We start from the raw sequence: 14,259 nt of genomic DNA, 5'->3' as shown, positions 1-14,259 counted from the left end.
CAACGATCTGGACATCGACACGCTCGAACTGCTGGAAGAACTGCTGCAGGAATATAGCGGTACCGTTTTCCTGGTTTCGCACGATCGCGCGTTCGTCGACAACGTCGTGACTTCGGTGATTGCGGCTGAGGGCGAGGGCCGCTGGCGCGAATACGTGGGTGGGTTCTCGGACTGGCAGACGCAATCGGCACGCGCGGCGCAGATGGCGCAAGCCGCCAAGCCCGTCGCCGAAGAGAAGAAGCCCGAAGCCGCCAAGCCCCGCGAGCGCGCCACGGTCAAGCTGAGCTACAAGGAACAGCGCGAACTCGATGCGCTGCCCGCCACCATCGAAGCGCTGGAGGCGGAGCAGAAGCAGGTCGGCGGCGAACTGGAGGACGGCACGATCTACGGCCGCGACCCGGAGCGCGCGCAAAAGCTGGCCGAGCGCCACGAAGCCATCGAACTGGAGCTGCTGGAAGCGCTGGAGCGTTGGGAAGCCCTCGAAGCCAAGCGCGCCGGCACGGTGTGACGCTGCAATAACCACGCAATATGTCAGCGGGATGTCGGGCGAATGTGAGTTTTCGCGCGCATCCCGACGCTGACGATCCCTCCTCATTGTTCAGGACAGCTTCCTTTACAATGCGCGCTGCATTCCCGGCGCTTGGGGACAGACCCAAGCCTGGTCAGTTTTTCCGCCTTCCATGAGCAAAACCTCCCAATACAGCGAATCGTCGATCAAGGTCCTCAAGGGCCTGGAACCGGTCAAGCAACGGCCGGGCATGTACACGCGCACCGACAATCCCCTGCACATCATGCAGGAGGTCATCGACAACTCCGCTGACGAAGCGTTGGGCGGCTACGGCAAGTTGATCGCCGTGACGCTGCACAAGGACGGCAGCATGAGCGTCGAAGACGATGCGCGCGGCATTCCTGTCGGCATCCACCCCGAAGAGGGCGTGCCGGTGGTCGAGATCGTCTACACGCGTCTGCATGCCGGCGGCAAGTTCGACAAGGGCCGCGGCGGCGCCTACGCGTTCTCCGGCGGCTTGCACGGCGTGGGCGTGTCGGTCACGAACGCGCTGTCGACGCGGCTGGAAGTGACGGTCTGGCGTGACGGCAATGTGTCGACGCTCGCGTTCTCCGGCGGCGACGTGATCGAGCCCCTGACCACCCGCAAGGCCGAACGCGGCGAGAAGAAGAGCGGCACACGCGTGCGCGCGTGGCCGGACCCCAAGTATTTCGATTCCGAGAATATCCCGCAGGCCGAACTGCAGCGTCTGCTGCGCAGCAAGGCCGTGCTGCTGCCGGGCGTGAAGGTCAGCCTCACGCTGGAAAAAACCGGCGAGACGCTCGAATGGCAATACGACCAGGGCCTGCGCGGCTATCTGATCGAATCGCTTGCGCAGGGCAGCGGTGCCGAGCCGGTGATCCCGCTGTTCGAAGGCGAGCACTTTGCCGATCCCGACAAGCCGGGCGAAGAAGGCTTTGCCTTCGGTGAAGGCGCATCGTGGGTGGTGGCCTGGACGGAAGAGGGCTCGCCGGTGCGCGAGTCGTACGTCAACCTGATCCCCACGCCCGCCGGCGGTACGCACGAATCCGGGTTGCGCGAAGGCCTGTTCCAGGCCGTGAAGAGCTTTGTCGAGATGCACGCGCTGCTGCCCAAGGGCGTCAAGCTGATGTCCGAAGACGTGTTTGCGCGCGCTTCGTTCGTGCTGTCGGCCAAGGTGCTCGACCCGCAATTCCAGGGGCAGATCAAGGAACGCCTGAACAGCCGCGATGCGGTGCGGCTCGTGTCGACCTTCAGCCGCCCGGCGCTGGAGCTGTGGCTGAACCAGCACGTCGATCACGGCAAGAAGCTGGCCGAACTCGTCATCAAGCAGGCGCAGGCGCGCACACGTGCCGCGCAGAAGGTCGAGAAGAAGAAGGGCTCCGGCGTGGCCGTGCTGCCCGGCAAGCTCACCGACTGCGAATCCGACGACGTCACCCGCAACGAACTTTTCCTGGTGGAAGGCGACTCCGCCGGTGGCTCGGCCAAGATGGGCCGCGACAAGGAATTCCAGGCCATCCTGCCGTTGCGCGGCAAGGTGCTGAACACCTGGGAGACCGAGCGCGATCGCCTGTTCGCCAACAACGAAGTGCACGACATTGCAGTCGCCATCGGCGTGGACCCGCACGGTCCGAACGATACGGTCGACCTGTCGGGCCTGCGCTACGGCAAGATCTGCATCCTGTCCGATGCTGACGTGGACGGCGCGCACATCCAGGTGCTGCTGCTCACGTTGTTCTTCAAGCACTTCCCGCAATTGATCGATCGGGGGCACGTGTGCGTGGCCCGTCCGCCGCTGTATCGTGTCGATGCCCCGGCGCGCGGCAAGAAGCCCGCGCAGAAGCTCTACGCGCTGGACGACGGCGAGCTGGAAGCCATTGAAGACAAGCTGCGCAAGGACGGCGTGAAGGAAGGCGCGTGGCAGATCTCCCGCTTCAAGGGCCTGGGCGAAATGAGCGCGGAGCAGCTCTGGGAAACCACCATGAATCCCGACACGCGCCGCCTGCTGCCCGTGGCGCTGGGCGAACTGGGCCAAGACCAGACCATCAACATGATGAACATGCTGATGGGCAAGGGCGAAGCCGGTGCACGCCGCACGTGGCTGGAAGCGCGCGGCAACGAAGTCGAAGCCGATATCTGACCGCAAACCGACAATGATGAAGCTTTCCGTACGTTTCGCATTCGCATTGACGGCGCTGGGCCTGTTGGCCAGCCAGCCGGCGCGCGCGGACGTCTACGGCTACATCGATGAAAACGGTCTCGCGCATTTCGCTGCCGAACGGCTGGACGATCGCTACGTGCTGTTCATGAAAGGCGCTGCAGTGGCGAGCAAGGGCGACGACAAGGCCAAGGACGACAGCGCCATCGCCCTGCCGGCGACCGAGCTGCCCGATGCCGACGCCTATCTCAACGCCAGCAAGCGCGATGCACTCGACAACGCCGCCGGCATGCGCCAGCGCCTGGTGCGCGCGGTGCTGCAGCATCCGAACGTGCCGACGGTGGAACCGCTGATCCGCCAGGCCGCGAGCAAGCACGGTATCGACCCCGCTTTGGTGAAGGCCGTGATTGCCGCCGAATCCGCTTTCAACCCGCAGGCCGTGTCGCCCAAGGGCGCGATCGGGCTGATGCAGGTGATTCCGGACACCGGCGCGCGCTACGGCGTGACGGGCGACGCCCGCCGCACCGCCGCCCAGAAGCTGGCCGACCCCAAGACCAACATCACCACCGGCGTGCGTTACCTGAGCGATCTGCTGCGCATGTTCTCGGGCAACCTCGAACTCGTGCTGGCCGCCTACAACGCGGGCGAGGGCGCGGTTCAGAAGCACGGCAATGACATTCCGCCGTACGCCGAGACACAGAACTACGTGAAGACGGTGCTGCAGTTCTATCGCTACTACAACCCTGTCGCCGCCGTGCCCGGGTTGATGAACGTGAGCGGCAACGGCGTCATCGCCACGCGCAAGCCGGGCCGCACAGGCCGGCCCGCACGCATCGAACTCGTATTGGACCCGGCCACCGGCGTGGCCACGAACGTACCCCAACATTGATCCTGGCGGCGCCGCCACGTTGAAGCGCGCCGCTTTCGCTTGAGCCTCCATGGAACAACAAGACATCCTCTTCGACCCCAGCGAGCCGGCCGAAGCGCTCACGCTTGGCGCCTATGCCGAGCGCGCCTACCTCGACTACGCCATCAGCGTGGTCAAGGGCCGCGCACTGCCCGAAGTGGCCGATGGCCAGAAGCCGGTGCAGCGCCGCATCCTGTTCGCAATGCACGAGATGGGCTTGCGTGCCGATGCCAAGCCCGTCAAATCGGCGCGTGTGGTGGGTGACGTGCTGGGTAAATATCACCCGCACGGCGATCAATCCGCCTACGACGCGCTGGTGCGCCTGGCGCAGGCTTTCTCGTTGCGCTATCCGCTGATCGACGGCCAGGGCAACTTCGGCTCGCGCGATGGCGACGGTGCGGCGGCGATGCGCTACACCGAAGCGCGCCTCACGCCCATCTCGCGCCTGCTGCTCGAAGAGCTGGACCAGGGCACGGTCGACTTCATCCCCAACTACGACGGCTCGATGGAAGAGCCGAAGCTCCTGCCGGCCCGCCTGCCGTTCGTGCTGCTCAACGGCGCATCGGGCATTGCGGTGGGGATGGCCACGGAAATCCCGTCGCACAACCTGCGCGAGGTGGCGAATGCCACGGTGGCGCTCATTCGCGACGACAAGCTCACCAGCACCGACCTGATGCAGTACATGCCCGGTCCGGACTTCCCGGGCGGCGGCCAGATCATCTCGTCCGCAGCCGACATTGCGCAGGTGTACGAAAGCGGCCGCGGCAGCCTGAAGGTGCGCGCGCGCTGGAAGATCGAAGAACTCGCGCGCGGCCAGTGGCAACTGGTGGTGAACGAGTTGCCGCCCAACACCTCGTCGCAGAAGGTGCTCGAAGAGATTGAAGAGCTGACGAACCCGAAGGTGCGCACGGGCAAGAAGTCGCTGTCGCCGGATCAGCTCACCATGAAGCAGACCATGCTGGGCCTGCTCGATGCCGTGCGCGACGAGTCCGGCAAGGACGCCCCGGTGCGCCTCGTGTTCGAGCCCAAGAGCAAGAACATCGACCAGCAGGAATTTGCCAATGCGCTGCTGGCCCACACATCGCTGGAATCGGGCGCGGCCATCAACCTGGTGATGATCGGCACGGATGGCCGGCCGCGCCAGAAGGGCCTGGCTGAGATCCTGCGCGAGTGGATCGCCTACCGCTTCGCCACGGTCACGCGCCGCACGCGCCATCGTCTGGGCAAGGTCGAAGACCGCATCCACATCCTCGAAGGCCGGCAGCTGGTGCTGCTGCGCATTGAGGACGTGATCCGCATCATCCGCGAGAGCGAGGAGCCCAAGGCCGCGCTGATCCAGGTCTTCAACCTGAGCGATCGTCAGGCCGAAGACATCCTGGAAATCCGCCTGCGCCAGTTGGCTCGCCTGGAAGCCATCAAGATCGAGCAGGAGCTGAAGAACCTGCGCGAAGAGCAGGGCGAGCTGGACGTGCTGCTGAAGTCCGAGACCATGATGCGCCGTCGCATCATCAAGGAGATCGAGACCGACGCGAAGCAATACGGCGACGACCGCCGCACCTTCATCCAGGAAGAGCGCCGTGCCGCTGCCGAAGTGAAGGTCGTCGACGAACCCGTCACGGTGATCGTCTCGCAGAAGGGCTGGGTGCGTACGCGCCAGGGCCACGGCCACGACGCCACGCAATTCGCCTTCAAGGCGGGCGACACGCTGTACGACACGTTTGAATGCCGCACCACCGATGCGCTGCTGATCTTCGGCACGCGCGACGACAAGGGCACGGGTCGCGTCTATTCCGTGGCCGTGGCGAACCTGCCGGGCGGCCGTGGCGACGGCGTGCCGCTGACGACGCTGATCGAACTCGCGCCGGGCACGCACATCGCCCACACCTTCGCGGGCCATGCCGAACAGAACCTGGTGATCTCCACGCGCGGCGGCAACGGCTTCCTCGCCAAGGTGGGCGACATGGTCGGCCGCCAGAAGGCCGGCAAGGCGTTCCTGACGCTGGACGAGGGCGATCAACCGAACAAGCCGGCGCCGGTGCCGCCGGACGCTTACGGCGTGGCGTGCCTGTCCGAAGGCGGCCGCATGCTGCTGTTCCAGATCAGCGAGTTGAAGACGCTCGCCAGCGGTGGCCGTGGCGTGATCCTGATGGAGCTGGAGAAGAACGAAACGCTGCTCCAGGCGGTGGCCTTTGGCGCAGCGGGCTTTGTGCTCTCGGGCACCGGCCCGCGCGGCGGCAAGGCAGTCGAGCAGACCCTGACGACGCGCGCCCAAGAGCCGTACGCCGGCAAGCGCGCACGCAAGGGCAAGACGCTGGAGCCCAAGCTGCGCGATCCGAAGCTCTCGTTGCCCAAGCCCGCGCCGGACGCCGCCTGAGCCCATGAGCGATCCGACCGCCGCGCCTGAAGCCAGCACCGCAGCGCACATCCCGTCCTGCAGCAAGCTCTTCACCGAGTTTGCGCGGATGGGCCTGTCGGGCTTCGGCGGCGTGCTGCCCTTTGCGCGCGCCGGCATTGTCGATCGCAACCGCTGGCTCTCCAACACCGAGTTCGCCGAGCTGCTGAGCCTGGGCCAGGTGTTGCCGGGCCCGAATGTGGTCAACCTTTCGGTGATGCTCGGCTACCGCTTTCACGGGGTGCGCGGCGCCGCTGCCGCAATGGCCGGCCTGGTGCTGACGCCCGCGGTGGTGTTGCTGCTGATCGTCATGCTGTACGACCATTTCAGCGCGCTGTCGGTGGTGCAGAACCTGCTCAAGGGCATGGCGGCGGTGGCAGCGGGGCTGGTACTGTCAACGGCCGTCAAACTGGCGCAGGGCCAGTCGCGCACCTGGCTCGCGCTCGGCATCGGCCTGGCGGTTTTCCTCACCATCGGCGTCCTGCAGTGGCCGTTGCTGCCCGTGATGCTGGTGCTGATTCCGCTTGCGCTCGTGCTCGAATGGTGGGCAATGCGATGAGTTATCTCACCACCGTCTTCGACCTCTTCTGGCACTTCCTCGTGCTGTCGTTTCTCGCCATCGGCGGGGCCAGTTCGACGCTGCCCGACATGCACCGTTTCCTGGTTGACACGCGGCATTACATGACAAGCGAGCAGTTGAGCGCCATGTACGCCATCTCGCAGGCGGCGCCGGGCCCCAACGTGCTGTTCGTGGAGTTGTTCGGCTGGCAGGCGGCGGGTCTGGGCGGGGCGATTGCCTCGCTGGTCGGCATCTGCGGGCCGTCGTGTGTGATTGCTGCCGTCATCGCGCGCGTCATGGACCGCAAGCCCGACGCGCGCTGGATTGCGCTGATCCGCCGCGGCCTCGCACCGCTGACGATCGGCCTGCTGTTCTCCACCGGCTGGGTGCTCGCACGCGGCGCAGACAGCAGCTTCAGCACCATCGCGCTGACCGTGGCGACGGTCGTGGCGTGCTCCTTCACCCGCGTCCACCCGCTGGTGCTGGTGGGGCTGGGGGCATTGGTCGGCGGCATGGGCTGGGTGTAGCGCTCGGCTCGCACGGCCTGCAAAAACCAAGGCGGACGCATGTCCGCCTTTTTTCTTGGCCCGCTCGCCAACGAGATGGCGCCACGGCCCTCGGGAATACCCCAATGCCGTTCATGATGTATATACAACAACATATCGATCAAAGCGATGTTGTCTGTATGTGAATTCCGGTCGGCTCGACGCGTGCGTCCAGCCCGGCACTGCGCCGACAGCCTCGCCGACATAAAGAGGAGACAGTTTGGAACACCTTCAACGCAACCTGCGCGCGCGGCATATCCGCTTTCTCGCGCTCGGTTCGGCCATCGGCACGGGCCTTTTCTACGGCTCTGCTTCTGCCATCCAGCTGGCCGGGCCGGCCGTGATCCTCGCGTACATCATCGGCGGCGCGGCCGTCTACATGGTCATGCGCGCGCTCGGCGAGATGGCGGTGCGCCAGCCGGTTTCCGGCTCGTTCGGGCGCTATGCGCGCGACAACCTCGGCCCGCTCGCCGGCTTTCTCACCGGCTGGACGTACATCCTCGAAATGGTGATCGTCTGCCTGGCCGACGTGACCGCCTTCGGCATCTACATGGGCTTCTGGTTTCCCGAGGTCCCGCAATGGATCTGGGTGCTCGGCATCGTCATGCTCATCTGCGGCCTGAACCTCTGCAACGTCAAGGTGTTCGGCGAGATGGAATTCTGGCTCGCGCTGATCAAGATCGTGGCGATCGGCGCCATGATCGTCGGCGGCACCGTCATCCTGTTCCTCGGCGTGAAGATGAACGGCGAGCATGCGTCGGGCCTGAGCAATCTCTGGTCGCACGGCGGTTTCCTGCCGCACGGCGTGGGCGGCCTCGTGGCGTCGTTTGCCGTGGTGATGTTTGCGTACGGCGGCGTCGAGATCATCGGCATCACCGGCGGTGAGGCGCAGAACCCCGACAAGGTCATCCCGAAGGCCATCAACGCCGTGCCGGCGCGCATCCTGTTGTTCTACGTGCTGACCATGTGCGTGCTGATGGCGATCTTCCCGTGGACGGGCATCGACGGCCAGGGCAGCCCGTTCGTGCAGATCTTCTCGGGGCTGGGCATCCAGTCTGCGGCGGCAATCCTCAACCTCATCGTCATTTCGGCAGCCATCTCGGCCATCAACAGCAACATCTTCGGCGCGGGCCGGATGATGTACGGCATGGCCGAGCAGGGCCAGGCGCCGCGCATCTTTGCGGCCACGTCGCGCCACGGCGTGCCCTGGGTAACGGTGCTGTTCATGGCCGGCGCGCTGCTGTGCGGCGTGGTGCTGAACTACCTGATTCCCGAGAACGTCTTCGTGATCATCGCGTCGATCGCCACGTTCGCCACCGTGTGGGTTTGGCTGATGATCCTGCTGTCGCAGGTGGCGATGCGCCGTCGCCTGTCGGCCGAAGAAGTGCGGGCGCTCAAGTTCAAGGTGCCGCTGTGGCCCGTGGGGCCGGCCCTTGCCATCGCGTTCATGCTGTTCGTGATCGGCGTGCTGGGCACGATGGAAGACACCCGCGTGGCGCTGTACGTTGGCGCAGGCTGGGTGCTGCTCATGTCGGCCGCATGGTATCTGCGCGTGAAGCCCAACGCAGCAGCCGTTCTGGCCGAAGAGGCCAGCGGGGCGTGAGCCAGGCCCGCCCCCGCAAATAAGAAGACGAGTTTCGGAGACAACCCATGTCGAACCACACCTCTGCGCCGTCGTACGCCGGCCGCGCCGGCACGCAGGCAATCGGCCACGCGCAACCGCTGTCACGCACGCGGGCCATTGCCGCCATCACCATCGGCAACGGCCTGGAGTTCTATGACTTCGTGGTCTACAGCTTCTTCGCCACGCTGATCGGCCGGCTGTACTTTCCCGTCGGCAACGCGACCGGCCAGTTGCTGATGTCGTTCGCCACCTTCGGCGTGGGTTTCCTGATGCGTCCGCTCGGCGGTCTGCTGATCGGCATGTACGCCGATCGTGCAGGCCGCAAGCCGGCCGTGGCGCTCACGCTGTGGCTGATGGGCCTGTCGTCGCTCGTCTTTGTCGTCACGCCCACCTACGCCCAGATCGGCATCCTCGCGCCCATGCTCGTCGTGCTGGCGCGGCTGGTGCAGGGCTTTGCCATCGGCGGAGAGATGGGTGCTTCGACTGCGCTGCTGCTGGAATACGCCGACGACCGCTCGCGCGGCTTCTATACGAGCTGGCAGCCGTTCAGCCAGGGGCTGGCCGCGCTGTTCGGCGCGCTGGTCGGCCTGCTGCTGAGCAACGTGCTGGCGCCCGCGGCGCTGGAGTCGTGGGGCTGGCGCCTGGCGTTCGTCATCGGCATTCTCGTCATTCCGGTCGGCCTGATCATCCGCCGCCGTCTGGAAGAAACCGCCGCACCGCCCAGCACGCGCGAAGCCGACGCCACGCTGCCGTTGCTGCGCGAACACCGTCGTGCGCTGGTCGCCAGCATCCTGCTGATGATCGGCGTGGCGTCGTCCACGTACATCATCGTCTACTACCTCAGCAACTACGCTGTGAGCGTGCTGCACATGCCGCTGTCGCTGGGGATCTGGGCGGCGTGCATTGCGGCGCTGGTCCAGGTGGTGCTGTCGCCGTTCGCCGGCCGGCTGGCCGACCGCGTCGGGCGCCGCAAGGTCGTGCTGGGGTCGCGCGTTGCACTGCTGGCGATGATCTATCCGGCCTTTGCACTCATCAACGCAGACCCATCGCTCGCCCGGTTGCTGATCGTGGTCGGCTGCCTGTCGGTGCCGATGTCGATGACCTCGCCGGCATCAATGGTGCTGGTGAGCGAGGTGCTGCCGCAGCGGCTGCGCGCGACGGGGCTGTCGATCGCCTACTGCGTGGCCATCGCCATCTTTGGCGGCTTCGCGCAGTTCTTCTCGACCGAGCTGATCCACCTCACGGGCAACGCCAACGCGCCGGCGTTCTACGTGATCGGCTGCGGCCTCGTCTCGCTGATCGGGCTGGCGATGGTGCCCGAGACGCTCGGCCGCCGCCTGTCGTAACGCTCAGTCCACCCCGACGAAACCGCCGGTCTGGTGCGCCCACAGCCGCGCATACAGGCCGCCGTGTTCCAGCAGCTCCGCGTGCGTGCCGCTCTCGACGATGCGCCCGCCATCGAGCACGACCAGCCGGTCCATGCGCGCGATGGTCGAGAGCCGGTGCGCGATGGCAATCACGGTCTTGCCCTGCATCAGCGTTTCCAGGCTTTCCTGGATGGCGGCTTCCACTTCCGAATCCAGCGCGGACGTGGCTTCGTCCAGGATCAGGATCGGCGCGTCCTTGAGCAGCACGCGCGCAATCGCGATGCGCTGCCGCTGACCGCCCGAGAGCTTCACCCCGCGTTCACCCACCAGCGCATCAAAGCCGCGTCGCCCTTGCACATCGGATAGCTGCGGGATGAACTCGTCGGCGCGCGCACGATGCACGGCCTGCATCAGCTCGGCCTCGGTGCTGTCGGGTTTGCCGTAGCGCAGGTTGTCGCGAATGGAGCGGTGCAGCAGCGACGTGTCCTGCGTGACCATGCCGATCTGCTCGCGCAGGCTCTCTTGCGTCACCGCTGCAATGTCCTGACCGTCGACGAGAATCCGGCCGCGCTCCACGTCGTACAGGCGCAGCAGCAGGTTGACCAGCGTCGATTTGCCAGCGCCCGACGGGCCGACCAGCCCGATCCGTTCGCCGGGGTGCACCACGAGATCCAGCCCTTCGATCACGCCGCTGCCCTTGCCGTAGTGAAAGCCGACGTGCTCGAAGCGCACTTCGCCGCGCGTCACGTGCAGCGGCTTGGCATCGGGCTGGTCGATCACGGCGCGCGGCAGCGCGATGGTCTGCATGCCGTCCTGCACCTGCCCGACGTTTTCAAAGATGCCGTTGACCACCCACATGATCCAGCCCGACATGTTGTTGATGCGGATCACCAGCCCCGTGGTCAGCGCGATGGTGCCGGCGCTCACACGGCCCTCGCTCCACAGCCACAGCGCGAGCGCCGATGTGCCGACAATCAGCAGGCCGTTCATGGCCGTGATGGTGAAATCCATGCCGCTGATCATGCGGCCGGACAGGCGCGTCTTGTCCGTCTGCTCGGCCATGGCGTCGCGCGCATAGCTTTCTTCGTGCTGCGTATGCGCGAACAGCTTGAGCGTGGTGATGTTGGTGTAGCCGTCAACGATGCGGCCCATCAGCTTGGAACGCGACTCCGTGGCGATGACCGATCGCGCCTTCACGCGTGGCACGAAGTAGCTCAGGGCCGCGACGTAGCAGCCAATCCACACCAGCAGCGGTACCACGAGCCACCAGTCGGCCCTGGCGAACAGCACCATCGCGCTGATCGCGTAGATCACCACATGCCAGAGCGCGTCCACGGATTGCACGGCGGAATCGCGCAGTGAAAAACCGGTCTGCATGATGCGCTGGGCAATGCGGCCGGCAAAGTCGTTCTGGAAGAACGTCAGGCTCTGTTTGAGCACGTAGCGGTGATTCTGCCAGCGGATCAGGTTCGACAGGTTGGGGTTGATGACCTGATGCACGAGCACGTCGTGCAGCCCGAAGATGACCGGCCGCGCGATCAGCGCCACAAAGGCCATCCACAGCAACTCGTTACGGTGGCGGCCAAAGAACGCGGGGCCGGGTGTCGCCTGAATCATGTCGACGATGCGGCCCAGGAAGTCGAACAGCGCGACTTCAATCAGCGCACCCAACAGCCCCACGATCAGCAGGAACGCGAACACGCCGCGCACTTCGCGCAGGAAGTAGGCGTAGAAGCGCCACACATTGGCCGGAGGCTGTGTGTCGGGCAGGGGACGGAACGGATCGATGAGCTTTTCCAGGCGGCGCAGCAGCATGTCGGGTCGGGGGGGAAGAGGAGACCGACGCCCCAGGGCGGGACGTGCGCGGAAGAGCCGCCCATGATACGCGCGTGAAAGTGCCCATGTTGGCGGGGTGGCTTACGGAGTGCAGGGCTCGGTGGGTGGAGCTCAGAGCTCGGCGCGCGAGGCTTTTTGCTCGGCGAGTGGAGCTCGGAGCTCGGTGCGCGAGGCTTTTTGCTCGGCGGTTGGAGCTCGGAGCTCGGCGTGTGAGGCTTTTTGCTCGGCGGTTGGAGCTCGGAGCTCGGCGTGTGAGGCTTTTTACTCGGCGGTTGGAGCTCAGAGCTCGACGCGTGAGGCTTTTTACTCGGCAAGTGGAGCTCGGAACCCGACGTGCGAGGCTTTTCGCTCGACGTGTCGGCTTCGCATGAAAAAAGCCGCTCGATTGAGCGGCTTTCGGGTTCCGTCGGGAGCGGGGGCTCAGTGCACCACCATCCGCGTGAACGGCTCCACATAGGCCTGCAGGGTAATCATCAGCCCCACCAGGAAGGCCAGGGCCAGCGAGTGGAAGAACACATAGCGCAGGATGTCGCCCTCGTGGCCGTACCACTTGGTGGCGGTGGACGCCACGACGATGGACTGCGCGTCGATCATCTTGCCCATCACGCCGCCCGAGCTGTTGGCCGCCGACATGAGGATCGGCGACAGGCCAAGCTGCTCGGCCGTGGTCTTCTGCAGGCCGCCAAACAGCACGTTCGATGCCGTGTCCGAGCCGGTCAGCGCCACGCCCAGCCAGCCCAGCATCGTGCCGAACAGCGGGTACAGCACGCCCGTGTGGGCGAAGGCCAGGCCCAGCGTCGCGTCCAGACCGGAGTAGCGCGTCAGGTAGCCGATGCCGAACATCGCGCAGATCGTCAGCAGCGAATAGCGCGTCAGCTTGATGGTGTTCCAGTATTCCTTCGCCATGCGCGGCAGCGAGTAGCCCATCAGCAGGCCGCCCACGATGGCCGATACCAGAATGCCCGTGCCCGCCATCGACAGGACGTTGAAGTTGAACACCGCGCCTTCGGCAATCACCTTGGGCACCACCGGCGGGCCCTTGAGCACCATCTTGTCCAGGCCCGGAATGGCGAATTTGTAGGCCCACAGGCCGTCGGCAAACGCCTTGAACTGCGGCACGCCCCAGATGAAGACGAACACCGTCAGGATCACCCACGGCAGCCATGCCTGCATGCGCGTGATCTTGCCGTTGGTGCCGGTGGTGGCTTCGCGCGCCTCGGCGGCGGCTTCGGGGTCGACGCGGGAGTTGTCCTCGCGGTTGCGCAGGGCGGTCGACGTCCAGATCGTCTTGGGCTTCCACACCTTCAGGAACAGCGTGAGCGTGCCCATCGACACCAGCGCCGCAATCACGTCCACCAGCCACGGGCCGTGGAAGTTCGACACCAGGAACTGCGGAATCGCAAACGACACGCCCGCCACCAGGATCGCCGGCCAAATCTGCAGCATGCCGCGGAAGCCCGCGAACGCCCAGATCAGCCAGAACGGCACCAGCACCGAGAAGAACGGCAGCTGGCGGCCGACCATGGCCGAGAGCTGCAGCAAGTCCAGCCCCGTAACGGAAGCCAGGCCGATCAGCGGCGCGCCGAGGGCGCCGTAGGCCACCGGCGCGGTGTTGGCAATCAGAGCCAGGCCCGACGCGGCCAGCGGCGAGAAGCCCAGGCCGATCAGGATGGCGCCCGTGACCGCCACCGGCGTGCCGAAGCCCGCCGCGCCTTCAAAGAACGCGCCAAAGCTGAACGCCACCAGCAGCAGTTGCAGGCGGCGGTCTTCGGTAATGCCGGAAATGGAACTCTGCAAGACCTTGAACGACCCGTTCAAGGTGGTGAGCCGATGCAGGAAGATGATGTTGAGGACAATCCAGCCGATCGGGAACAGGCCCGAGACGATGCCAAGGCCCGCAGCCTTGCCGGCCATTGCGGTCGGCATGCCGAACACGAACGAGGCGATGCCCACCCCGACAATCAGCGCCAGGCCGGCGGCCAGATGCGCCTGCATATGGAAGAACGCCAGCGAGCACAGCAGCACTGCCACCGGTATCCCGGCCGCTAGGGTTGACCACACGGCGCTGCCGAGCGGGTCATAGACTTGATTCCACATCTTGATCTCCTCCTGTTTGGGCGTTTCAGTTCTTCTCGATACCGAACGTCTTCTGTCGCCCCATTTTTAAGGGGCAAACGCGGATTGTAGGAACAAGCGTGTCCGGGTCCGGGCAATATTCTGTCACTTTCGCCCTGAAAAGTATTCATCGGCGCCCGTGCGTGAGTTGGCGCGGCGCAAGCAATTGCACCGGGTAAATCCGGGTTGTGGAATCATTGCGCCTGCAGCGCTGCCCACCACCCCAAATC

Annotated in this window: 10 protein-coding genes; 8 read left to right on the top strand and 2 right to left on the bottom strand. The window is 65.5% G+C overall.

Annotation, left to right across the window (positions count from 1 at the left end):
• The first annotated feature begins 202 nt into the window (after nucleotides 1-202).
• The 8 genes from R2676_RS26165 to R2676_RS08725 all read left to right on the top strand — a co-directional run bounded on the left by R2676_RS26165 (nucleotide 203) and on the right by R2676_RS08725 (nucleotide 10,057).
• On the top strand, nucleotides 203-508 hold the full coding sequence (locus R2676_RS26165) for a hypothetical protein (protein ID WP_410003868.1): 306 nt from the start codon (nucleotides 203-205) through the stop codon (nucleotides 506-508).
• A gap of 172 nt (nucleotides 509-680) precedes the next feature.
• Nucleotides 681-2,666 carry a DNA topoisomerase IV subunit B gene (locus R2676_RS08755; protein WP_206275566.1) on the top strand — a complete coding sequence of 662 codons (1,986 nt, stop codon included), beginning with the start codon at nucleotides 681-683 and terminating at the stop codon, nucleotides 2,664-2,666.
• A gap of 16 nt (nucleotides 2,667-2,682) precedes the next feature.
• On the top strand, nucleotides 2,683-3,573 hold the full coding sequence (locus R2676_RS08750) for a lytic transglycosylase domain-containing protein (RefSeq protein WP_206275765.1): 891 nt from the start codon (nucleotides 2,683-2,685) through the stop codon (nucleotides 3,571-3,573).
• 49 nt (nucleotides 3,574-3,622) lie between these two features.
• On the top strand, nucleotides 3,623-5,965 hold the full coding sequence (gene parC / locus R2676_RS08745; RefSeq protein ID WP_206275565.1) for a DNA topoisomerase IV subunit A: 2,343 nt from the start codon (nucleotides 3,623-3,625) through the stop codon (nucleotides 5,963-5,965).
• A 4-nt stretch (nucleotides 5,966-5,969) separates the two neighbouring features.
• A complete protein-coding gene (locus R2676_RS08740; RefSeq protein ID WP_316887242.1) occupies nucleotides 5,970-6,542 on the top strand; it encodes a chromate transporter in 573 nt (190 codons plus the stop codon).
• A complete protein-coding gene (locus R2676_RS08735; protein ID WP_206275563.1) occupies nucleotides 6,524-7,069 on the top strand; it encodes a chromate transporter in 546 nt (181 codons plus the stop codon). The genes R2676_RS08740 and R2676_RS08735 overlap by 19 nt, the downstream gene beginning before the upstream one ends.
• Before the next feature lie 238 nt (nucleotides 7,070-7,307).
• Complete coding sequence (locus tag R2676_RS08730; protein ID WP_147214160.1) at nucleotides 7,308-8,690, top strand: amino acid permease; 1,383 nt, start codon at nucleotides 7,308-7,310, stop codon at nucleotides 8,688-8,690.
• A 47-nt stretch (nucleotides 8,691-8,737) separates the two neighbouring features.
• Nucleotides 8,738-10,057, top strand: coding sequence for an MFS transporter (locus R2676_RS08725; RefSeq protein WP_206275562.1), 1,320 nt, complete (start codon nucleotides 8,738-8,740; stop codon nucleotides 10,055-10,057).
• A gap of 3 nt (nucleotides 10,058-10,060) precedes the next feature.
• On the opposite strand, the gene R2676_RS08720 is transcribed toward R2676_RS08725, so the two are convergent.
• Complete coding sequence (locus tag R2676_RS08720; protein WP_206275561.1) at nucleotides 10,061-11,893, bottom strand: ABC transporter ATP-binding protein; 1,833 nt, start codon at nucleotides 11,891-11,893, stop codon at nucleotides 10,061-10,063.
• Nucleotides 11,894-12,334: 441 nt separating this feature from the next.
• Nucleotides 12,335-14,011 carry an L-lactate permease gene (locus tag R2676_RS08715; protein WP_206275560.1) on the bottom strand — a complete coding sequence of 559 codons (1,677 nt, stop codon included), beginning with the start codon at nucleotides 14,009-14,011 and terminating at the stop codon, nucleotides 12,335-12,337.
• Nucleotides 14,012-14,259: the final 248 nt, after the last annotated feature.

This window comes from Ralstonia flatus, from assembly GCF_958439105.1.
Classification (GTDB): Bacteria; Pseudomonadota; Gammaproteobacteria; order Burkholderiales; family Burkholderiaceae; genus Ralstonia; species Ralstonia flatus.
This window is presented reverse-complemented; position numbering and strand designations above follow the sequence as displayed.

Bases quoted from the DNA above. Each gene is read 5' to 3' on its own strand.
- R2676_RS08740 (WP_316887242.1), top strand. From the start codon at position 5,970: ATGAGCGATCCGACCGCCGCGCCTGAAGCCAGCACCGCAGCGCACATC.
- R2676_RS08720 (WP_206275561.1), bottom strand. From the start codon at position 11,893: ATGCTGCTGCGCCGCCTGGAAAAGCTCATCGATCCGTTCCGTCCCCTG.
- R2676_RS08725 (WP_206275562.1), top strand. From the start codon at position 8,738: ATGTCGAACCACACCTCTGCGCCGTCGTACGCCGGCCGCGCCGGCACG.
- R2676_RS08750 (WP_206275765.1), top strand. From the start codon at position 2,683: ATGAAGCTTTCCGTACGTTTCGCATTCGCATTGACGGCGCTGGGCCTG.
- parC (WP_206275565.1), top strand. From the start codon at position 3,623: ATGGAACAACAAGACATCCTCTTCGACCCCAGCGAGCCGGCCGAAGCG.
- R2676_RS08735 (WP_206275563.1), top strand. From the start codon at position 6,524: ATGGTGGGCAATGCGATGAGTTATCTCACCACCGTCTTCGACCTCTTC.
- R2676_RS08755 (WP_206275566.1), top strand. From the start codon at position 681: ATGAGCAAAACCTCCCAATACAGCGAATCGTCGATCAAGGTCCTCAAG.
- R2676_RS08715 (WP_206275560.1), bottom strand. From the start codon at position 14,011: ATGTGGAATCAAGTCTATGACCCGCTCGGCAGCGCCGTGTGGTCAACC.
- R2676_RS26165 (WP_410003868.1), top strand. From the start codon at position 203: ATGGCGCAAGCCGCCAAGCCCGTCGCCGAAGAGAAGAAGCCCGAAGCC.